The following is a 20,317-nucleotide window of genomic DNA, read 5'->3' as shown; positions in this document are numbered from 1 at the left end:
GGAACGCGCCGGAGTGCCGGTCGCGGTCCGGGTGTTGGAGGCGTCGCCTAGTCCGGTCTATGGCGCCGCACTGCTAATGCGGTTTGGGCTTTACCGTCCATCGAGGGTTCAAATCCCTCCGCCTCCGCTCACCGGGAGCCCCGTCGGTCACAGGCCGGCGGGGCTCCTGCGTTGTCGCCGGAAGTTCACCCGGGGGCCGCCCGGAGGGCCCCGGCCGGGGGCGACGGGGCCGGTGGCAATCGATTTCGTCCCAGGTCGCCGGTCATGTAATGTTGTCCCCGCACCGCCCAGGAGGCCAGTCCACCGGGGCGAGCGCTCATAGCTCAACGGATAGAGCACTTGACTACGGATCAAGAGGTTGCAGGTTCGAATCCTGCTGAGCGCACCAATCTCCGCTCGCGGTTCCGCAAGGGGCCGTCCGAGCGCTCATAGCTCAACGGATAGAGCACTTGACTACGGATCAAGAGGTTGCAGGTTCGAATCCTGCTGAGCGCACCAGCCGAAGGCCCCGGGTTCCCGCCCGGGGCCTTCGTCGTGCTCCCGCCGGGTGTCGCCGGTCCTGCCGCCCCCCGTTGTGGTGGTCGGGGGGCGGCAGGACCGGCGTCAGCCGAGTTCGGTCCGGTTGATCCAGGGCACGTCGCGTTCTTCGAGGAACCACTCCGCGGGGGTGAGCGGGCGGCTGCGGTTGAAGGTGGGCGTGACCGGATCGTGCCGGAGGAGGGTGGACTCGGCGCCCTGCTCGAGGAGTTGGGCACCGACGGCGGGGACGAGGTCGGGCGGGCCGGACAGGTGGATGTCGTGCCCGGAGCAGTCGCCGTACTCGCGCAGGCCCTCGCGGAGCAGCCGGACGGCCTCGTTGCGGGAGGCGCCGCGGTCGGGTGCGGAGAGCACGGCGTGCAGCCAGGCGTGTTCCTGGACCATGGCGTGCACGGAGTCCAGGTCGTACAGGTCCCGGTCGCCGCGGGCGGCGATGAAGACCGTGGCGGGCCGTCCGCCGTCCTGGGCGAGCTGTTCCAGCAGGGCCCGGACCGGGGCCCAGCCGCTGCCGGCCGCGACCATCAGCAGCGGCCGGTCGGAGCCGGGCGCGAGCACGGCCTCGCCGAGCGGCGGGCCGAGCCGGAGCCGTTCGCCGAGCCGGACCTCGTCGACCAGGGCGGTGGACACCGTCCCGTCGGGGACCCGGCGGACGTGCAGTTCCAGGGTGTTGTCGGAACGGGGTGCGCAGGCGACGGAGTAGGGCCGCCAGACCTGGGGCCGGCGGTCGGAGCAGACCGTCAGGTACTGGCCCGCGGTGAACGGGTACGGCCGGTCGGGCCGCAGGGTGAGCACCGCGAGGTCGGAGGTGGCGCGGCGGTGGCCGGTGATCTCGGCGTTCCACCAGCGCGGGGTGGAGTCGGGGACGGCCGCGGCGGCGTCGATCATGGCCTGGGAGATGACGGTGTAGGCCTCGGTCCAGGCCTTCTCGATCTCGGGGGTCCAGTAGTGGCCGGAGAAGTGTTTGAGCGCGGCGATCAGGCTGGCGCCGACGGCGGGGTAGTGCTCGGGCGCGGCCTGGAACTTGCGGTGGTCGCGCCCGAGTGCCGCCAGGTAGCCGGTGAGTTTCTCCGGTTCCTCCAGCCGCAGCACGAGTTGGGTGAGTGCGGCGAAGAGGCGGTCGCGCTGTTCGGCGAGCCTGGCCGGGAAAAGCTCTTCGACACCGGGGTTGTTGGTGAAGAGGTGGGCGTAGAAGAACTTGGTCAGCTGATCGGCTCGGCGCTCGACGACGGCGAAGCTGGCGCGGATGACCGCGGGGTCGAAGGGCACCGGGGGGCTCTCAGCCCGCGGCTTCTTCGGTCATTGCCGCGCTCATGACATCCGTGATGACGCCGTAGAGCGCCGTCCAGGCGGCCTCGATCTCCGGGGTCCAGGCGTCGCCGGCGAAGTGCGCGAGGGAGGCGAGCAGGCTGCCGCCGACGGCGGGGAAGTGCTCGGGGAGGGCGCCGTAGCCGATGTGCCGGCGGCCCAGGCCCTGGAGCACGTTGACCACCGTGTCGGTGTCCTCGAGCCGGTTGACCAGGGTGCCTATCGCGGCCCAGAGGCGGTCCTGCTGGTCGTTCATGTGCTCGGCGAAGAGCTTGCGCACATCCGGGTTGTGCTCGAACAGGTGGGCGTAGAAGTAGGCGGTGACCTCGCTGCCGTGGGGCTCGACGACGGCGAAGCTGCTCTTGATGAGAGTGGGATCGATTGTCACGCCCGCCGACTCTACTGATAAACCCACCAATTCGAACAGGCCGGATTGACGGGAAGTCAACAACTGGGCGGTAGCGCCCGATTGGTGCCTGTTCGTGGGAGTTGACGGTGAGTCGGGCGGGTATCCAGATGCTGCTGACCGAGTGGCCGCCAATCGGGTGGTGTCGGGGGAAATGAGCGGGTGTTGCGGTATGACCGAAACCAGATCGTGATTACCTTTTGTCGGATCGTCATGACCATTCGGGCGAAGGGCGATCGGACCGCGATGGTGATCGGACCGCGATTCCGGCGGACGACGACACCGAGAGGAGAGCCGGATGTGCCGACAGTTCCCGCACCGGGCCCCGGCCCCCGACGCCCGCCCGGCCGACCGTGACCGGCCGCACCCCCGCATCGGCCGGCGCACCGCCGCGCTGATCGCCACCGGGCTGCTCACCGGCCTCGGCATCCCGCCGGTGGCCGCCCAGCAGACCCCGGACAGCTGGTCCGCCGAGCGGCGCGCCGTCCTGCCCTCGGGCCTCACCGTCCAGTTCGACTACGCGGCCGTCCCCGGGGTGGGCGTCGACACCGCGCCCGGCAAGCTCGCCGACCGCACCGGCGGCGGCGCCGGCCCCTACACCGACGGCATCCGCCCCGGCGACCCGGCCGAGACCTTCCAGGCCGCCGAGCGCCGCCCCCGCGCCGACGGCTCCTGGCACACCCTCGGCACCCTCCAGCTCTCCTTCTCCCGCCCGGTCCGCAACCCCCGACTGCACGTCAGCGGCCTTGCCGGAACGGCCACTTCGAAGGACGGCAGCACCGGCACCAGCACCCGGCTGACCGTCACCGGCGGCAGCCCCGCCGCCCCCGCCCTGGTCGGCCGCACCGGCTGGCCCGGCTGGACGGTCGGCGCCGGCGAGCTCGCCCCCGCCCCCGACGCCGGGCCGGACGGCACCGCCGACGGCACCGGCACCCTCGAACTCGCCGGCACCGTCACGACCGTGTCGCTGCGCGTCGAGCAGCGCTCCACCGCCCGGGACGGCTCCACCACCCCGCCCGCCCCGCTCCGCCAGGCGTACACCGTCACCCTCGACGAGGGCCTCGGCAGCGCCCCGCAGGAGTACGGGAACGTCTCCCACCTGGTCTCCGACCTGTTCCTCGGGCAGGACGCCGCGACCTCCGCCACCCGGGCCCGCCCCGGCCTCGCCCAGTCCGTCGAGCAGCCGCTGCAGCCCGGCCCGCCCGCGAGCCCGCCCCCGCCGCCGCCCGACGCCGGGCCGGTCGCCCCCAGCGTGGAGATCGATGGCGGGGAGAGCCGCCGCAGCCCCTGGGCCAGCCCGCCCCCGCCGCTGCTGCAGCCCGGCCGCGCCGAGTACCAGGGCGCCGACCCGACGCTGAAGTTCCCCACCGAGGCCGCGGTCGGCCGCTACTACCACCTGGACGTGCCGGTCAACGCGGGCGGCGGCCCCGCCGTCCTGGCCGGCTGGATCGACTTCGACCACAACGGCCGCTTCGACCCGCTCGAGCGGGTGCAGGCCGACGTCCCCGCCGGGGCGGACCACGCCGCCCTGGAGTGGCAGGTCCCGCCCGGGGCGGCCGGCGGCGACACCTGGGTCCGGCTGCGGCTGGCCCGCAGCGGCTCCCAACTCGTCGCCCCCGGCGGCTTCGCGGACTCCGGGCAGGTCGTCGACCAGAAGGTCGGCATCTCGATCGGCGCCGCCAAACCCCAGGTCGGCCTGCCCGTCCCCGGCAGCACCACCCGGGAGCCCCGCCCCGAGTTCCGCGGCGACGGCGCGGTCGCCGGGGCGAGCATCGCCGTCCAGGAGAACGGCACCACCCTGTGCACCGCCAAGGCCGGCAACGACGGCTCCTGGAGCTGCCGCCCCGACCGGCCGCTCGCCGAGGGCACCCACACCCTCGTCCCGGTGGAGACCACCCGCACCGGCATGGTGCTGCGCGGCGACGAGTTCCGGCTGACCGTCCGGACCACGCCGCCCACCGCCCCTGTCCTCACCCTGCCCGCCTACACCAACGACCCCGGCCTGCTGCTCACCGGCCTCGGCGAACCCGGCTCCACCGTCACCGTCACCGCGGACGCCCCCGGCCAGGGCCGCGGCGACCTGTGCTCCACCGCCGTCGCCGCCGACGGCACCTGGTCCTGCCTGCCGGTCGAGAACCTCGCCGACGGCCGCTACCAGCTCACCCCGCGGGCCGACGACGGCGCCGGCAACCACGCGGACGGCAAGGCGGTCGCCCTCACCGTCGACACCGTCGCTCCCGACCGCCCGCAGTTCACCGCCCCCGGCAGCGGCGAACTCCTGCACACCGCCCGCCCCAAGCTCACCGGCCGCGCCGAACCCGGCACCACCGTCACCGTCACCGCCACCACCGGCCACGGCGACGAACGCACCACCGCCTGCAGCGCCGTCACCGCCCCCGACGGCACCTGGTCCTGCACCCCCGCCCACGACCTCGCCCCCGGCGACCTCACCCTCCTCGCCACCGCCACCGACCCGGCGGGCAATGGCACCCCGGGCGACCCGGTGCCAGTCCGCGTCGCGGCAGCGGCGGCGACGGCGACGCCGGGCGGGAGCGCTAGCCCGAGTTCGAGCGCGAGTCCGAGTCCGGCTGTGACGCCGAGCCCGAGCCCGAGTGTGAGTGCGGCGCCGAGTGCGAGTGCCGAGGTGACGGCCAGTCCGAGCGCGAGCGCGAGTGCGAGCGTGAGTGGGAGCGCGTCGGCCTCCGCGTCCCCGTCCGGTTCGGCTTCGGCGTCGGCGTCGGTGGTGGCTGTGCCCGACGCATCGTCAAGTGCCGTGCCCTCCGTGCCGATCCCGGCGGTGCCCACGCCGGTGGTACCGGTGGTGCCGGTGCCGCCCGACGTGCTGCCGATCGTGGTGCCGCCGACGGGTGGGCAGGACGACGTGCCCAGTGCGTCGCCGTCGCCGTCCACGGTGCCGTCCGCGTCCACGTCCGCAGCCCCGTCGCCGTCGCCGTCCGCGTCCGGATCGGCGTCGCCCGCCCCGTCCGTGTCGTCCTCGCCGTCCGGTGGGGCTTCCGAGCCCGAGCTGACGTTGCCGGTGCCGCCGGACGTGGTGCTGCCGATCGTGGTGCCGAGTGCGTCGCCTTCGCCGTCCGCATCCGCGTCGGAGTCTTCCGGTGGGGTGGCCGGGCCCGCGTTGACGTTGCCGGTGCCGTCGGACGTGGCACCGCCGGTTCCTCCCGCCCCGGTGGCCGTTCCGGCAGCCCCTGCGGTGCCGTCGACCGTCGGTCCGACGGGTGGTCAGCTCGCTGCGGCGCCCGCGCCGTCCGGGGTGCCGGGCCGTCCGGTGGAGCCTGCGGCGGTCGCGCCGACCCGAGGCACGCCGCCCGCGACCACGCCGCCGCCCGCCGCGACCCCGCCCGCCGCGACGTCTCCGGCCGGTACACCGTCGCCGGTGGTGCCGACGTCGACTCGGGGGGCCTCGGCCGCTGTGACGGTCCTGTCCGCTCCGCCGTCCGTTCCACCGTCCGTTCCGCCGTCCCAGGCCCCGTTGGCGTCGGTGTCGGCGTCGGCGTCGGCCCTGGTCCCGGCGTCCGACGACCCGGCAGTGGCCGCTCCCGATCCGGAGCCGCAGGACGACGAGGCGCAGGCGCAGCCGCAGTCGCGGACGCCGGCCGCGCCGCCGCCGGACGTGGTGGCGGCGGCGCACCGGGCGGCGGCCACCGGGTGGCGCGGGCTGGCCTGCGGGGCGCTGCTGATCGCGGCGGGCGTGGGGCTGCTGACCCGCCGGGTGTTCGGCCGGGGGAGTGGCACCCGGCGTCGCTGACGGCCCGTCCGTTCCGGTTCCGAGCTCCGGTCGGCCCGCTCGTTCCCGCAGCTCAGCGCGGGCGGGCCGTCCCGTGTCCGCTGAGCGGACAAACCGACACACCCCTTGGCAAATGTCGCATTTGATGACTTATCAACTTAGCCTGAGTCTGGCACTGCCCGTCAGATCCGGGCCGCCCGGTGCGCGACACTCTGACCCTTAGGACACGTGCATGGACGTCACCCGCGACTCGTCGCCGCGACCCAACTCCTGGCCCCCCGCCGCACCCGAGCCCCCGGTCGGTGCGACCCAACTGTCCAAGGCGGTCGCCAGAGCGGTGGCCAAGCCGCTGATCACCACCGCCCCGCCGGCCGAGGACGGTCTCGACCGGGGGCCGGCCACCCAGCCGCTCCCGGTGGTGAACCCGGCCGTCGACCCGGCCCGCCTGGTGCCGGTCGGCGCGGACGACCCGTCCGTGCTCCCGCCCGCGCCCCGGCCCGCCGTCGAGCCCGTCACCGTCGAGCCCGCCGGCGCCCCGTCCGGCAAACTGCGCCGGCTCAGCGCGGCCGGCGCCGAGCCGGTGGCGGCGCACCCGACCGCGGCCGAGGCCGCGACCCACCGCCGACCGCCGCGCGCGGACCAGTCGCTGCGCGAGCGGCGCGCGTTCGCCCTGCCGGGCTGGCTGCCGCTGCTGGTGCTGCTGGCCGGCGCGGCCGGGGTGCTGCTGGTGCTGGCCCGGGCCGGGGTGCTCCCGCAACTGCCCGGGGTGCCGGACCTGCGCGGCCCGGCCGCGCTGGACAGCGGGCGGGCCCAGGTCGGCGACGGCACGGTCGCCGCGGTCAGCGGGATCGGGCTGGTCATGCTGGCCGCGCTCGGCGGGATGCTCTCCAACCCGGGCGGCGAGACCCGGGTGCTGACCCGCTGGGGCCGCTACCGGGGCACCGTCCGCCGCACCGGCCTGCTCTGGGTGAACCCGCTGCTGCGCCGCCGCCGGGTGGACGTCCGGCTGCGGCACTGGCGCAGCGAGCCGGTGCACGTCACCGACCGGGCCGGGACGCCGCTGGTGGTGCGGCTGCTGATCGTCTGGCGGGTCAAGGACACCGCCCGGGTGACGCTGGGCATCGCCGAACACGAAACGTATCTGCGCGAGCAGGTGCAGGCCGTCCTTACCCGAACCGCCTCCCTGCTGCCGTGCGACTCCAACTCCGCACCCGGGCCCGCGCTGCGCGACGGCCAGTGGTTCGCCGACGAGCTGACCCGGGCGCTGGCCGCCGAGACCGCCCCGGCCGGGGTCGAGGTGTACTCGGTGCAGCCGCTGGCCCTGGACTACGCGCCGGAGGTCGCCGAGTCGATGCGCCGCCGCCGGCTCGCCGACCTGGACGCCGGGCTGCGGACCGTCCTGGTGGACGACGCGGTGGAGGCCGCCGCCCTCGCGGTGCGACGCCTGGAGCGCGCCACCGCCCACGAGTTGGACGACAGCGCGCGCAGCGCCCTGATGGAGCAGCTGCTGGTCGCGTTCGTCGCCCCGGCCGGGGTCACCGCCTCGGTGCCCGCCCCGGCCGCCCGCCCGCACCGCAAGGAAGGGAAACCCGCGTGACCACCGCGCTCGCCTCGATATCCACCGACCCCACCGACCTCCCGGGTTTCGCCGGGGCCCCGCTGCTGGGCTTCGCCGAATCCGACGGTGCGCCGGCCTGCCGCTGCGCCGCGTGCGCCCGGTCGGCCGTCCGCACCGGCGGGTCCGGCGCGGCCGAGCGGGTGGGCCGAATACACCGCGCCGTGCGGTCGGCCCTGCTGGCCGGCACCGTGCTGGCGGGCGCCGGAGCGGTCGGCCTCGGCCTCGACGCGGGCACCGCGCAGGCCATGCCCGCGCCGTCCGGCCCCGGCTGGGACGGCAAGGTCTACTGGTTCAAGAACGCGGCCGGCGAGTGGCGCTACACCAAGTGGCGCAACGTCTACCTGGACCGCACCGGCGGCGCGAAGAGCGCGCAGCCGCAGTCCCCGCCGGCGAAGTCCGCCCCCGCGCAGTCCTCCGGCGGGATCCGGCAGGGCTGGGACGGCCGGGTCTACTGGTTCAGGAACGCGGCCGGCGAGTGGCGCTACACCAGCCACCACGACGTCTACGTCGCCCGGACCGGCGACCGCGGCTCCTCCGGGCAGTCCGCCGGTTCGTCCGGCCAGTCCGGCCAGTCCGCCGCGAGCGGGGTGGAGGCGGCGGTGTCCTACGCGCTGGCGCAGGTCGGCAAGCCGTACGTGTGGGGCGGCAACGGGCCTAACGGGTTCGACTGCTCGGGCCTGGTCCAGCAGGCGTTCCGCCGGGCCGGGGTCTCCACCCCGCGGGTCGCCGACGACCAGTACCGGGCCGCCACCCCGATCGGCTCCGGGCAGCTGCAGCGCGGCGACCTGGTGTTCTGGTCCAGCAACGGCCGGATATCCGGCATCCACCACGTGGCCATCTACCTCGGCGACGGGACGTACGTGGAGGCCCCGCGCCCCGGCAAGGACGTCCGGGTCTCCCGCCTCAACAGCGGCTACTACCCGGACTTCTTCGGCCGCCCCTGAACGGCCGGGACAACCGGACGGCGGGGAAACCGACGGCGCCCCTCCCGCGTGCTGCGGGAGGGGCGCCGTCGTGCGGCCCGACGAGGCGTCAGGCGGACGCCTCGGAGAGCAGCTTGAGCTCCGCCCCGGTCAGCTCCAGCGAGGCGGCGGCCAGCAGCGGCGGCAGCTGCTCCACCGTGCGGGCGCTGGCCAGCGGGGCCGCCACCGTCGGCTGCGCGGCCAGCCAGGCCAGCGCCACCGCGGCGGGCTGCGCGCCGTGCGCCGCGGCCACCTCGTCCAGGGCGGCGAGCACCCGCAGGCCGCGCGGCTCCTCCAGGTAGCGGCCCGCGCCCTGGGCCCGGGCCGAGTCGACGGCCGCGCCCGGGCGGTACTTGCCGGTCAGGAAGCCCGAGGCCAGCGCGTAGTACGGGACGGCGGACAGGCCGTGCTCGGCGGCCACGTCCGCCAGCGGGCCCTCGTAGGTGTCGCGGGAGACCAGGTTGTAGTGCGGCTGCACCGCGACGTACTTGGCCAGGCCCTCGCGGGCGGCGAACTCCAGCGAGGCGGCCAGCCGCTCCGGGCCGATGTTGGACGCGGCGACCTCGCGCACCTTGCCCTCGCGGACCAGCGCGTCCAGCGTCGTGACGATCTCCTCGACCGGGGTCTCCGGGTCGTCCCGGTGGGTGTAGAACAGGTCGATCCGCTCCACGCCGAGCCGGCGCAGCGACTCCTCCGCGCCGCGCCGGATCGTCTCCGGGCGCAGGTTGTCCAGGCCCGACAGCATGCCGACCTTGGTGGCGACCACGATCTGCTCGCGGTTGCCGCGGCTGCGCAGCCACTCGCCGATCACCGTCTCCGACTCGCCGCCGGAATTGCCCGGCGCCCAGGCCGAGTAGACGTCCGCGGTGTCGAGGAAGTTGCCGCCCGCCGCCGCGTACGCGTCGAGCACGGCGAAGGACTGCGCGGTGTCGGCCGTCCAGCCGAACACGTTGCCGCCGAGGGCCAGCGGGGAGACGGCGAGGTCGGAGGGGCCGAGGGTCACCCGGGGGGCGTCACTGTTGGTCATGACGGGAGACAACCCGTTCGGGTCCGGCTTGATTCCGGCGGACCGTGCGTTCACCCCCCGGTCGCCCGAGGTGAGGGGAGCGTGCAGACCTGCCCGGGGACGGGGACCGGGGTGTCGTCGGGCTGCCCGGGCGGGCTAGAGTCCCGTCCATGGCTGACAACGACTACGACCCCGCCGGCTCCACCCAGATGTTCCGGGCGTTCGTCGACGAGGCCCCGGCCGCGCAGGCCCCGGGCACCGTCACCACCTACGGCAGCAGCTCCTCGTCGAGCCGCACCCCGATGGTCGTCATCGGGGCCATCGTGGTCCTGGCGGTCGTCGCCGGCGTGATCTGGCTGGCCGTCAAGTAGCACCCGGGAGCACCCGCACGGGGCCGACCGGGAACCCCGGGCGGTCCCGCCGTCGGGCGTGCCTACACTGGCCGGGTCCGCCGCACCGCCGCGAGGAGGCACCCGTGACCGCGCCGTCCACCGAGACCGCCAGAAGCCTCGGCCTGGCCGCCGCCGCCAACGCCCGCGACCTCGGCGGCTACCGCACCGCGGACGGCCGCACCGTCCGCCCCGGCGCGCTGCTGCGCACCGAGGCGCTCAGCCGGCTCGGCGAGGACGACCGGGCGCTGCTCGGCGCGCTCGGGCTGCGGCACGTCGTCGACCTGCGCAGCCTCGACGAGGTCCGCCACCTCGGGGCCGACCTCGTCCCCGGCCTGCCCGCGGCCGTGCTGCCGCTGGACGCCGCGGCGACGCTCACCGTCGCGGCGGCCGACGGGCTCGGGCCGACCCTGCACCACCTGCCGGTGTTCTCCGCGGACTTCGACCTGTACGTGGAACTGCGCCGGGCGCTGGGCAGCGGCGACCCGGCGGCCGTGCACGCCGCGCTCGGAGACGGCCGGGCCGCCGCGATGATGACCTCGATGTACCGCTGGTTCGTCACCGACGCCGTCGCCCGCTCCCGCTTCGCCACCGTGCTGCGGCTGGCCGCCGAGGCGGGCGGCGCGCCGGTGCTCTTCCACTGCACCGCCGGCAAGGACCGCACCGGCTGGACGGCGGCCCTGCTGCTCACCGCCCTGGGCGTGGACCGGGAGAGCGTCCGCGCGGACTACCTGCTCACCAACGAGCGCTCGGCGGCCCTGATCGCCCGGGTCGACCCGCTGATGCGGCCGCTGGCCCGCGCGGAGGAGGCCTACCTGGACGCGGCCTTCGAGGAACTCGCCCGCGGCTGGGACGACTTCGAGCACTTCTGGCACGACGGCCTGGGCCTCACCGCCGAGCACCTGGCGAGTCTCCGGGCCGGCTGCACCGTCTAGGGGCCCGGCTGTCGCCGGGCCCCTCCACCCACTTGCCGCTACTCGGCGGTGAGGCCGTCGCGGAGGTGGGCGAGCGTCTTGGTGAGCAGCCGGGAGACGTGCATCTGGGAGATGCCGATCTCCTCGCCGATCTGGGACTGCGTCAGGTTCCCGAAGAATCGGAGCATGATGATCCGGCGCTCGCGGGGCGGGAGCTTGGCGAGCAGCGGCTTGAGGGACTCGCGGTACTCGACGCCTTCGAGGGCGAGGTCCTCGTAGCCGAGGCGGTCGGCGAGCGGGCCCTCGCCGCCGTCGTCCTCGGCCGGGCTGGAGTCGAGCGAGCTGGCGGTGTACGCGTTGCCGACGGCCAGGCCCTCCACCACGTCCTCCTCGGAGACGCCGAGGTAGCCGGCGAGCTCGGGGACGGTGGGGGAGCGGTCGAGGCGCTGGGAGAGCTCGTCGCCGGCCTTGGTGAGGGCCAGGCGCAGCTCCTGGAGGCGGCGCGGGACGCGCACGGACCAGCTGGTGTCCCGGAAGAAGCGCTTGATCTCGCCGACCACGGTGGGCATGGCGAAGGTCGGGAACTCGACGCCGCGGTCCGGGTCGAAGCGGTCGATGGCCTTGATCAGGCCGATGGTGCCGACCTGGACGATGTCCTCCATCGGCTCGTTGCGGCTGCGGAAGCGCGCGGACGCGTACCGGACCAGCGGCAGGTTGAGCTCGATCAGGGTGTCCCGGACGTAGGTGTGCTCCGCGCTGCCGGACTCCAGCCCGGCGAGCCGGCGGAACAGCGCCCGGGACAGCGTGCGGGTGTCGAGGGCCCGGTCGGGGGCCTCGGCGGGACCGGCCTGGGCCGGGATCTGTACGGCGACGGCTTCGGCTTCGATGACCGCACTGCCCGGTTCTGTGAACACGCGCCCACCCCCCTCGTGACTGTCTGTCGAACGGCCGCCACCGCGCGGTGGTTCCCGGTCGACGGGTCTTCCTGCTCAATACCGGCGCACCGGCCCCGGCAAACCCGAACGTGGTGACTCGTCATCCGGCGGTGACACGGGGCAACAGGAGGCGGCTCACTCCTCCCAGGAGTTGCCGGTGCGCAGCCGGGACAGGATCCGGGACAGCAGGCGGGAGACGTGCATCTGGGACATGCCGAGCTCGGTGGAGATCTGCGACTGGGTGAGGTTGGCGAAGAACCGGAGCATGATGATCCGCCGTTCCCGCTCGGGGAGTTGGACCAGCAGGTGGCGGACCATGTCGCGGTGCTCGACGTCGGTGAGGGCGGAGTCCTCGTAGCCGAGCCGGTCGAGCAGGGCGAGGCCGCCCTCGTGCTCCTGGGCGGCCTCCAGCGAGGCGGCGTTGTAGGCGCGGCCGGCGTCCAGGCAGGCCCGGACGTCCTCCTCGGGGATGCGCAGGTTCGCTGCGATCTCGGGGACCTTGGGGACCCGGCCGTGGGTGACCGTCAGCTCCTCCATGGCGCCGCTGACCTGCACCCAGAGCTCCTGGAGCCGGCGCGGGACGTGCATGGTGCGGACGTTGTCGCGGAAGTAGCGCTTGATCTCGCCGAGGATGGTGGGCAGCGCGTAGGTGGGGAACTGGACGCCGCGCTCGTGGTCGAAGCGGTCGATGGCGTTGATCAGGCCGATGGTGCCGACCTGGACGATGTCCTCCATCGGTTCGCTGCGGCTGCGGAAGCGGGTGGCGGCGTAGCGGACCAGCGGGATGTTGATCTCGATCAGGGCGGAGCGGACCCGGGCGCGTTCGGGGGCGCCCGGCGGGAGTTCGGCGAGCCGCTCGAACAGGACCCGGGTGAGGGTGCGGACGTCCACGGCGCCGCGTCCGCCGGAGCGTCGGGCGGCCAGCTCGACAGGGTCCGGCAGGTCCTCGATCCGGTCCTCCGGCGCACTGCCCTGCTGCGTCCGCACGGACACGTCACCCCTCCCTCGTGAACCACCTCGCCAATTTCCGGCAAAACCGGTCATAGCATCACAAGTCGCTCTGTGGCCGGGCAAGCACCCGGTAGAGGCGTGTTGACGGGCCGTCCAGCATTCGGCGGAGCGCGCCAGACCCCCCGCTCGCGTGCGGAGGGCGGGGGGAGGCGGGTCGTGCGTGTACGAGGGGTGGCCGGGAGGGGGTCAGACCTCCAGGTCGGCGATCACCCAGGTGGCGAACTCGCGCCACTGCGCGGCGGCGGCCTGATGGGCCGGGTGGCCGAGGTACGCGGCCAGCGCCGCGCGGTCCTCGACCAGGCTGTTGATGGCGAAGTCCTGGGCGATGTCCCGCTCGGTGAAGTTCCAGCCGCACTCCCACTCGCGCAGCTCGGGGATCAGCGCGCCGAGCTCGGCGAACGCCTTGGCGCCCGCGACGGCCCGCGGGTCCTCCTCGGTGACGCCTTCGTTGAGCTTGAACAGGACCAGGTGCCGGATCACGATGCCGCTCCTCGCGGGTGGGGGAGGGCGCGCGCGGTCACGGGTGCGCCCCCGACGGACGGACCCCGCAACGGTACTAGCGCACCAGTCCGGTCATGAACGAGCCGACCGCCTTGGCGGCGTCCGAGATGCCCACGAAGCCGGACTTCACCAGGTCCGCCGAGCGCTCCGGTGAGGTGATGATCGTGTAGATGACGAAGATGACCACGATCCACATGGCCACCTTCTTCGCCTGAGCCATCGAACGGGCCTGCCTCCCTGAGTCGGGCCGCCGCCCTCTCCCCGCACGGCCCTGCCACCCGCAGCTTATCCACCGGACGGCGCAAGGGGTGAGGGCCGTGTTCACCCGCCGGGACGAAGGTCCCGCGCGGACAGGGCTTTGTCCGGATGTCCCCACCGGGGAGGCGCGGCAGGATGGTTGATGTACCGAGGATCTGGCAGGAATCCCCGGTACGGCGATCCGGAGGTCCCCGCTGTGGGACCGGGCACCGCGGCTTCCCCCGAAGCGGACCCGGTTGTGGGACCTCCGCCGGGGCAGCAGCTCGTCCCCCCGGAGCTGCTGCCCCCACCGCTGGACCGCGAGGTTCCGGCCGGGCTCCGCACTCCCCTGGGCACGGTGGTCAACCGCCCGGGAGCGCGGGGCCCCTCGCCTTTTCCGGGGCGCGTCCCCGTCCCAACCGCCGGCCCCGCGGGGCCGGGGAACGCCGAAGGGCCCGACCGGTGAACCGGTCGGGCCCTTCGAGAAGCGGTAGCGGTGGGATTCGAACCCACGGTGGAGTTGCCCCCACACACGCTTTCGAGGCGTGCTCCTTTGGCCGCTCGGACACGCTACCGAGGGGAACTCTACCGGATCGGGGGGACGGGGCGAAATCCGTTCCGGGGCGGTCAGCGCTGGGTGTCGAAGAAGGCCAGCAGCTGGGCGGTGCACTCCTCGGCGAGGACGCCGCCGACCACTTCGGGGCGGTGGTTGAGGCGGTTGTCGCGGACCACGTCGAAGAGCGAGCCGGCCGCGCCGGCCTTGGGGTCGTAGGCGCCGAAGACGACCCGGGCGAGGCGGGAGAGGACGATCGCGCCCGCGCACATGGTGCAGGGTTCGAGGGTGACGACCAGGGTGCAGCCGGTCAGGCGCCACTCGCCGGCCCGGCGGGCGTCGCCGTCCTGGCCGGGGGTGCTCCGCGCGGCCTCGTTCAGGGCCCGGGCGGCCGCGCGGATCGCCACCACCTCGGCGTGGCCGGTCGGGTCGCCGTCCGCCTCGCGGACGTTGTGGCCGCGGCCGAGCACGGTGCCGTCCGGGGCGAGGACGAACGCCCCGACCGGAACGTCACCGGTGGCGGTGGCCAGTGCGGCCTCCTCGATGGCGAGGCGCATCCGGCCCCGCCACCGGTCGCGGACCGGATCGGGGCGTTCGGGGGCGGGCAGCGGGGCGATCCGCGGCCGCGCACCGGGGTCGGTGGTGGAAAGGGGGGCGGGCTGCATGGACCCAGTGTCGGGCACCGGGCCCGCCGCTACCGAACGGCCTCCAGGACCTCGCCGCAGCCCAGCGCCTCGGCGATCTCGCCCAGCGCGTCGCCCGGCGCGGAGCCCTCGCCGGCCAGCTCCAGCAGGTCGGCGGCGGTCATCCCGAACTCGGTCAGCAGCTCGGAGTCGCCGATCGGCCCGACCGGGCTCGCGGCCCGGCCGCCGGCCGGCTCCTCGTCGTCCTCGTCGGAGTCGTCCTCGGCGGTCGCGCCGTCCTCGTCGTCGAGCCCGGCGACGAGCCCGTCGAGGTCGTCGAAGTCGGCCTCCCCGTCCTGTTCGATCAACTCGTCGGTGAGCACCGAGCCGTACGAGCTGCGCGCCGCGGCGGCCGCGTCGGAGACGAAGATCCGCGGGTCGTCCTCACCGTCGATGCGCAGGACGGCGAACCACGCGTCCTCCTGCTCGATGAAGACCAGCACGGTGTCCTCGTCCTCGGCCGCTTCGCGGGCCAGGTCGGTCAGGTCGGCCAGGGTCTCTACGTCGTCGAGTTCGGTTTCGCTCACGTCCCACCCGGCACCGGTGCGAGCAAGCACTGCAGCGAAGTACGCCACCAGGGACACTCCCAAGATTGGTCTCGGCTGTCGGCGATCTCGGGCGGGTGCGGTCCGGCCGCCCCCGCGCCAGAAGGCGGTCCGCTGTTCGGACCGTCCCACCGCATCGTGACAGAAAGGCCGCCGCTGCGGGGGGTGTTCGGCAGCGCGTCTTCGCAGGTCGTGTCGGAATGGTCGGCTTCCGGCCGCTCCGGGTGCGGATCTTGACCGTCCGGCCTCTTGCGCGGGGGCGTTCGGGCACTCACGGGGGCGCAACTCGGCTGCGGGGCGCGGCTCGCGGTCAGATCCGGAAGGTGCGCATCCGCAGCGCTTCGCGCATCCGGCGCTCCTTGGTCCGTCTCGGCTGCACCCGGGCCCGCAGCTCCCGGGCCTCGGTCAACTCGCGGAGGAAGACGGCGCGGCGCTTGCGCCGCTCCGCGTCGGTCTCCGCGGTGCTCTCCGCTCCGCTCTCGGACGCCGGACGGGACTCGGCCGTCGAGCCTGACCCGCCCGCGCCGGCGGTGGACGCCCGCGTCGGGTTGCTCTTCATAGGTCCCGACTTTCCCAGATCAGCCGCGCCGATACCACAGGAGCGGCCCGACTTCCGTGATTGCGGACGGACTGCGGCGCATTTCGGCGGGTCGCCCCGGTCGTCCCGCTTCGTACGGAGTCGTACACACGTGCTCGCGCCCGTTACCGTTGGTCCCATGCGTCTCCACGTCGTCGACCACCCGCTGGTCGCCCACAAGCTGTCCACCCTGCGCGATGAGCGCACGGACTCGCCGACCTTCCGGCGGCTCACCGACGAGCTGGTCACCCTGCTCGCGTACGAGGCGACCAGGGACGTCCGCACCGACACGGTCGAGATCACCACCCCGGTCGCCGTCACCCGGGGCACCCGGCTCTCCTACCCGCGCCCGCTGGTCGTCCCGATCCTGCGGGCCGGGCTCGGCATGCTCGACGGCATGACCCGGCTGCTGCCCACCGCCGAGGTCGGCTTCCTCGGGATGGTGCGCAACGAGGAGACGCTGGAGGCGTCCACCTACGCGACCCGGATGCCGGACGACCTCTCCGGGCGGCAGATCTACGTCCTCGACCCGATGCTCGCCACCGGCGGCACCCTGGTCGCGGCGATCCGGATGCTGCTGGAGCGGGGCGCCACCGACGTCACCGCGGTGGTGCTGCTGGCCGCGCCGGAGGGCGTCGCGGTGATGGAGCGCGAGCTGGCGGGCCGGCCGGTCACGGTGGTCACCGCGGCGGTCGACGAGCGGCTCAACGAGCACGGGTACATCGTGCCGGGGCTGGGCGACGCGGGCGACCGGCTGTACGGCACGGCCGGCTGAGGCCGGTCCGCACGGTACGGAGAGTACGGACGGAACGAGGTCCGGCCGCCGACGGGAACTCCCGTCGGTGGCCGGACCTCGTCCGTGCGGGGCTCAGCAGTGGCCGGGCTCCGGGGTGGGGGAGGGCTTGGTGAGCTCGGCGAGCGCGGCGGCGGCCTGGGCCGGGTCGGCGAGGGCGCTGAAGGTGTCGCCGATGACGAAGTCGACGGTGGCGTCGGCCCGGGTGTCCTCGGTGGCGGTCGCGGCGGCGACCTGCGAGGTGAGCAGGGCGGCCGCGCCGAGGCCGCCGGGGCCGCTGAGGATCTGCGCGGTGCCGGGGACCTTCTTGTCGAGCGCGGCGGGCGCGTTGCCGACCTTGTCGACCACGAAGCCGCGCTTGCGGAGCTCGTCGGCGGTGCGGGCGGCCAGGCCGGACTTGTCGGTGGCGTTGTAGACGTTCACCGTGACCGCGGCGGGCTGCGGTACCGCGGTGCTGCTCGGCACCGGCGCCGGGGCGCCGGACGCCTGGGCGGCGGCGGGGGCGCCGGCCGACGGGGAGCTCTCCGGGGCGGCCAGCGGCTTGCCGGAGGCCGAGGCGCACGCCTGGGCGGTGGCGTTCTTGCTGCTCTTGCCGGTGAAGACGTCGTACAGCTGGACGCCGCCGACCGAGACCAGGCCCAGCACGAGGACGCCGCCCAGTGCGACGGCGGCCTTCCGGCCGCGGCGCGAGGGGCGTCCGAGCCTGGGGTAGGCGTTTCCGGTGACGCGGTACTGCTTCCCCTTCAAACCCCGGGGAGTCAACATGCTCATGGTCTGTCTCCCCCTAGGTGCCAGGGTGGGGTGCCGGTGACCGCGGGGCGGCCGTGGGGAACGGACCGCGGAACCGCTGTAGTCAGCAGACTAATCCGACAACGGGTGCGCAGGTACTAAACGATCATCATCCGGGGGACGACGGCACTCGAAAGGACGTACCGGCACCGACGCCGGTTGCACCCGTTCCCGAGCGGTTCCGGCGCCTTCCGGACGCCCCGGCGGATGACGGGGCGTCAGTCCATCTCCAGCACGCGGGCGTGCAGGACCTGCCGCTGTTGGAGGGCGGCCCGGACGGCGCGGTGCAGCCCGTCCTCCAGGTACAGGTCGCCGCGCCACTTCACCACGTGGGCGAACAAGTCCCCGTAGAACGTGGAGTCCTCCGCGAGGAGGGTCTCCAGGTCCAACTGGCCCTTGGTGGTCACCAACTGGTCCAGCCGCACCGGACGCGGCGCGACGTCCGCCCACTGGCGGGTGCTGGTCCGGCCGTGATCCGGGTACGGCCGCCCGTTGCCGATGCGCTTGAAGATCACACGGAAAGCCTACCGTTCGGGACGCACCGGGCGCAGCAGGCGGGGCGAACGGTGCGTTGAGTCGGGGTGGGGACGGAGCGGACGTTATGTGTGCGAATGGTGCATTCCGGCCGCCCGGGGCGAGGGCCGGGGGTCAGCGCAGGGCCTGGCCGATGCGGTCCAGCGAGGAGAGCCGCATCAGACCGTAGTTGTAGAACTCGACCTCGGGAACCCCGAGTTCGCGCAGGGTGGCGATCTTGGCGGTGAGGTTGGCCGGGCCGTCGCAGTCGGAGGCCATCGGGCGCAGGATCACCGCCATGTCCCGCGGGCTCACGCCGTGCAGGGCGAAGGCGGCGACCTTCTCGCGGACCTCCTCGGGGGTCTTCGCGTAGCCGAGGGTCTCGATCTGGTGGGCGGCGCCCGCCAGGGCGGGCAGGTCGATGCCGGACAGCCAGCCGGTGCCCGGGCCGCCGCCGTCCATGAAGGTCAGCCGCATGCCGTGCTCGGCGGCGGTGGCGGCCAGCTCGGCGGCCAGCGAGGTCACGGTGCGGGCGGAGGCGTCCACGTAGGCGGCGAACGCGCCGCCGGCCAGCTCGTCCAGCGGGGCGGGCGCCAGCGCCCGGGACTCGTCGGCGAGGCGGGCCCGCAGCTCGGCCCGGACGGTGTCGCGGACGTGCTCGGCCGGGACGCCGGCGGCCGTCGCGGCGGCCAGGCAGTGCGGGCAGAAGCAGACCGACAGCAGGGCCTCGGTGACCGGGCCGAGCTCCTCGAAGTAGCGCTCGTGGTGGTAGCCGTGCGCCAGGCCGTGGAAGTGCAGCGACTCGGCGCGGATCGCGTCCACGCCGTAGCGGGCGAGCTCCTCGACGATCGTCCGGCAGTACTCGCGGACCTCCGGGTTGGCCGGGCACAGCTCGGTCAGGTGCCGGTCGCCGAAGGCGTTGGCGGGGGCGCAGTCCGGGTGCGCGAAGCCGAGCCGGTCGTTGTGGCAGAAGACCGTCCAGGCGTGCAGCTTCAGGCCGCGGCGGCGGGTCTCCTCGGCGGCCTCGGCGAACGGGTCGCGGGAGCCGATCGCGGTGGACGGCAGCGGGGCGAGCCGACGGCCGGCCCAGCGGGCCCGGTCCGGGCGGAAGTACGCGGCGCCGGGCTCCAGGTAGCGCAGCACCCGGCGCGGGTTGTGCGGGAAGACGTCGCGCGCCTCGTGGTAGACGGACGCGAGCGTGACGCCGCCGACGCCCGCCCGGTCGGTAAGGTTGCCGAAGAAGGTGTCGGCCCCTTCGTCGAGCAGATCGGTGGCGAAGGCGAGGACGGACGTCTCCACGGGGCAACTCCGGAGAAGGAAGTACGGGGAAGTCACCACGCTAACCGGGCCCTCCCGTATTGGTCTATACCTTGTTGGGTGACCTGCCGGGGGCGGCCCCCTGGGGTGAGGGGAACGGCGGCATGGCGGTCTACCGGGGCTTCGACCAGCGGGAACTCGACCGGGAGTACTCGCCCAGCAGCAAGGTCGCCGACTTCGACGCCGAACTCGCGGCGTACGCCGACCAGAGCCGCCGGGCCCACCGGGAACTCGGCGGCCACCGGGAACTCCGGTACGGGGCCGCCGCCCCCGAACTCCTCGACTACTTCCCGGCCGGGCCCGGCGCCCCGCTGCACGTCTTCGTGCACGGCGGCTTCTGGCAGGAACTCGGCAAGGAGGACTCGGACTTCCCCGCACTCGACTTCGTCCCGCGCGGCACCGCGTTCGCCGCCGTCGGCTACGGGCTCGCGCCCGAGTGGACCGTGGAGCAGATCACCGAACAGGTCACGACCGCGGTGCTGTGGCTGGTCGAGCACGCGGCGGAACTCGGCGCCGACCCGGACCGCATCGTGCTCAGCGGCAGCTCCGCGGGAGCGCACCTGGCGGCGAGCGCCCTGCTCGACGAGAGGCTGCGCGGGCGGATCCGGGGCGCGGCCCTGCTCAGCGGCGTCTACGACCTGCAGCCCGTCATCCTCAGCTACGTCAACCAGCCGCTCGCCCTCGACGCCGACCGGGCCCGCCGGCTCAGCCCGCAGCACGCCGCGCCCGGGGCGCTGGCGGCGCTGCCGCCGGTGGTGCTCGCGCTGGGGGAGCACGAGACGGACGAGTTCGGGCGGCAGCAGGCCGAGTTCGCGGAGACGCTCCGGGAGAACGGGGTCCGGGTGCACGAGCTGCTGATCGGGGGGCGCAACCACTTCGACCTGGTCTTCGATCTGGGGAAGGTGGGGACGGTGCTGGGGGCGGCGGTCGAGGCGCTGTGGCGGAGTTGAGGGGTTGGGAGGGGGTGGGGTCGCCTGCGGC

Annotated in this window: 20 protein-coding genes and 4 tRNA genes; 10 read left to right on the top strand and 14 right to left on the bottom strand. The window is 74.3% G+C overall.

Annotation, left to right across the window (positions count from 1 at the left end; translation table 11 throughout):
• The first annotated feature begins 36 nt into the window (after positions 1–36).
• The 3 genes from IH44_RS0101350 (at position 37) to IH44_RS0101340 (ending at position 498) form a co-directional block, all read left to right on the top strand.
• A tRNA-Ser gene (locus IH44_RS0101350) sits at positions 37–127 on the top strand.
• A gap of 185 nt (positions 128–312) precedes the next feature.
• Positions 313–388: transfer RNA gene (locus tag IH44_RS0101345), tRNA-Arg, on the top strand.
• A 34-nt stretch (positions 389–422) separates the two neighbouring features.
• Positions 423–498 (top strand) — tRNA-Arg (locus IH44_RS0101340).
• A 105-nt stretch (positions 499–603) separates the two neighbouring features.
• On the opposite strand, the gene IH44_RS0101335 is transcribed toward IH44_RS0101340, so the two are convergent.
• Together IH44_RS0101335 and IH44_RS46155 are read right to left on the bottom strand one after the other, a co-directional pair.
• Positions 604–1,803, bottom strand: coding sequence for a globin domain-containing protein (locus IH44_RS0101335; protein ID WP_051816425.1), 1,200 nt, complete (start codon positions 1,801–1,803; stop codon positions 604–606).
• Positions 1,804–1,813: 10 nt separating this feature from the next.
• A complete protein-coding gene (locus IH44_RS46155) occupies positions 1,814–2,230 on the bottom strand; it encodes a globin family protein (RefSeq protein ID WP_030457475.1) in 417 nt (138 codons plus the stop codon).
• A gap of 316 nt (positions 2,231–2,546) precedes the next feature.
• On the opposite strand from IH44_RS46155, the gene IH44_RS45095 reads away from it, so the two are divergent.
• From IH44_RS45095 to IH44_RS42295, 3 genes are all read left to right on the top strand, one after another.
• The gene (locus IH44_RS45095; protein ID WP_030457474.1) at positions 2,547–6,014 is read left to right on the top strand and encodes an Ig-like domain-containing protein; all 3,468 of its coding nucleotides are present in this window, start codon (positions 2,547–2,549) and stop codon (positions 6,012–6,014) included.
• Positions 6,015–6,225: 211 nt separating this feature from the next.
• Positions 6,226–7,590 carry an SPFH domain-containing protein gene (locus tag IH44_RS42300; RefSeq protein WP_051816424.1) on the top strand — a complete coding sequence of 455 codons (1,365 nt, stop codon included), beginning with the start codon at positions 6,226–6,228 and terminating at the stop codon, positions 7,588–7,590.
• Positions 7,587–8,555, top strand: coding sequence for a C40 family peptidase (locus IH44_RS42295; protein WP_051816423.1), 969 nt, complete (start codon positions 7,587–7,589; stop codon positions 8,553–8,555). Before IH44_RS42300 ends, IH44_RS42295 begins: the two co-directional genes overlap by 4 nt.
• Before the next feature lie 88 nt (positions 8,556–8,643).
• Here IH44_RS42295 and IH44_RS0101310 read toward each other — a convergent pair whose 3' ends face one another.
• The gene (locus IH44_RS0101310) at positions 8,644–9,600 is read right to left on the bottom strand and encodes an aldo/keto reductase (RefSeq protein WP_030457471.1); all 957 of its coding nucleotides are present in this window, start codon (positions 9,598–9,600) and stop codon (positions 8,644–8,646) included.
• A 149-nt stretch (positions 9,601–9,749) separates the two neighbouring features.
• On the opposite strand from IH44_RS0101310, the gene IH44_RS0101305 reads away from it, so the two are divergent.
• Positions 9,750–9,950 carry a hypothetical protein gene (locus tag IH44_RS0101305; protein WP_030457470.1) on the top strand — a complete coding sequence of 67 codons (201 nt, stop codon included), beginning with the start codon at positions 9,750–9,752 and terminating at the stop codon, positions 9,948–9,950.
• A gap of 104 nt (positions 9,951–10,054) precedes the next feature.
• The gene (locus IH44_RS0101300) at positions 10,055–10,903 is read left to right on the top strand and encodes a tyrosine-protein phosphatase (protein ID WP_051816422.1); all 849 of its coding nucleotides are present in this window, start codon (positions 10,055–10,057) and stop codon (positions 10,901–10,903) included.
• A 38-nt stretch (positions 10,904–10,941) separates the two neighbouring features.
• Here IH44_RS0101300 and IH44_RS0101295 read toward each other — a convergent pair whose 3' ends face one another.
• The 8 genes from IH44_RS0101295 to IH44_RS0101260 all read right to left on the bottom strand — a co-directional run bounded on the left by IH44_RS0101295 (position 10,942) and on the right by IH44_RS0101260 (position 15,906).
• The gene (locus tag IH44_RS0101295; RefSeq protein WP_030457468.1) at positions 10,942–11,796 is read right to left on the bottom strand and encodes an RNA polymerase sigma factor SigF; all 855 of its coding nucleotides are present in this window, start codon (positions 11,794–11,796) and stop codon (positions 10,942–10,944) included.
• Between the two features lie 156 nt (positions 11,797–11,952).
• Positions 11,953–12,810, bottom strand: coding sequence for an RNA polymerase sigma factor SigF (locus tag IH44_RS0101290; RefSeq protein ID WP_030457467.1), 858 nt, complete (start codon positions 12,808–12,810; stop codon positions 11,953–11,955).
• A gap of 204 nt (positions 12,811–13,014) precedes the next feature.
• Positions 13,015–13,308 (bottom strand): Dabb family protein, encoded by a 294-nt coding sequence (locus tag IH44_RS0101285; RefSeq protein WP_030457466.1) that lies wholly within the window; start codon positions 13,306–13,308, stop codon positions 13,015–13,017.
• Positions 13,309–13,384: 76 nt separating this feature from the next.
• Positions 13,385–13,549 (bottom strand): hypothetical protein, encoded by a 165-nt coding sequence (locus tag IH44_RS47095; RefSeq protein ID WP_162871565.1) that lies wholly within the window; start codon positions 13,547–13,549, stop codon positions 13,385–13,387.
• A gap of 505 nt (positions 13,550–14,054) precedes the next feature.
• Positions 14,055–14,141: transfer RNA gene (locus tag IH44_RS0101275), tRNA-Ser, on the bottom strand.
• Between the two features lie 52 nt (positions 14,142–14,193).
• Positions 14,194–14,784: a nucleoside deaminase gene (locus IH44_RS0101270; protein WP_081966668.1), complete on the bottom strand. Its 591-nt coding sequence runs from the start codon at positions 14,782–14,784 to the stop codon at positions 14,194–14,196.
• A 29-nt stretch (positions 14,785–14,813) separates the two neighbouring features.
• The gene (locus tag IH44_RS0101265) at positions 14,814–15,377 is read right to left on the bottom strand and encodes a hypothetical protein (protein ID WP_030457464.1); all 564 of its coding nucleotides are present in this window, start codon (positions 15,375–15,377) and stop codon (positions 14,814–14,816) included.
• Between the two features lie 280 nt (positions 15,378–15,657).
• A complete protein-coding gene (locus IH44_RS0101260; RefSeq protein WP_030457463.1) occupies positions 15,658–15,906 on the bottom strand; it encodes a hypothetical protein in 249 nt (82 codons plus the stop codon).
• Between the two features lie 157 nt (positions 15,907–16,063).
• Here IH44_RS0101260 and upp point away from each other — a divergent pair, with 157 nt between their 5' ends.
• Entirely contained in the window at positions 16,064–16,699 is a 636-nt protein-coding gene (upp, locus tag IH44_RS0101255) for a uracil phosphoribosyltransferase (RefSeq protein ID WP_030457462.1), read from the top strand.
• Between the two features lie 93 nt (positions 16,700–16,792).
• Here the strand turns inward: upp and IH44_RS0101250 are convergent, their stop codons facing one another.
• From IH44_RS0101250 to IH44_RS0101240, 3 genes are all read right to left on the bottom strand, one after another.
• The gene (locus IH44_RS0101250; RefSeq protein ID WP_030457461.1) at positions 16,793–17,488 is read right to left on the bottom strand and encodes a LytR C-terminal domain-containing protein; all 696 of its coding nucleotides are present in this window, start codon (positions 17,486–17,488) and stop codon (positions 16,793–16,795) included.
• 236 nt (positions 17,489–17,724) lie between these two features.
• Positions 17,725–18,021: a type II toxin-antitoxin system VapB family antitoxin gene (locus IH44_RS0101245; protein ID WP_014136828.1), complete on the bottom strand. Its 297-nt coding sequence runs from the start codon at positions 18,019–18,021 to the stop codon at positions 17,725–17,727.
• Between the two features lie 133 nt (positions 18,022–18,154).
• Positions 18,155–19,318 (bottom strand): hypothetical protein, encoded by a 1,164-nt coding sequence (locus IH44_RS0101240; RefSeq protein WP_030457460.1) that lies wholly within the window; start codon positions 19,316–19,318, stop codon positions 18,155–18,157.
• Positions 19,319–19,440: 122 nt separating this feature from the next.
• Between IH44_RS0101240 and IH44_RS0101235 the strand changes: the two genes are divergently transcribed.
• Positions 19,441–20,286: an alpha/beta hydrolase gene (locus IH44_RS0101235; protein WP_030457459.1), complete on the top strand. Its 846-nt coding sequence runs from the start codon at positions 19,441–19,443 to the stop codon at positions 20,284–20,286.
• The last annotated feature ends 31 nt before the right edge of the window (positions 20,287–20,317 follow it).

The sequence above is a fragment of the Kitasatospora sp. NRRL B-11411 genome, from assembly GCF_000721345.1.
GTDB classification, from domain to species: domain Bacteria; phylum Actinomycetota; class Actinomycetes; order Streptomycetales; family Streptomycetaceae; genus Kitasatospora; species Kitasatospora cineracea.
The sequence above is the reverse complement of the archived record's forward strand: the minus strand, read 5'-3'. Positions and strand labels throughout refer to the sequence as shown.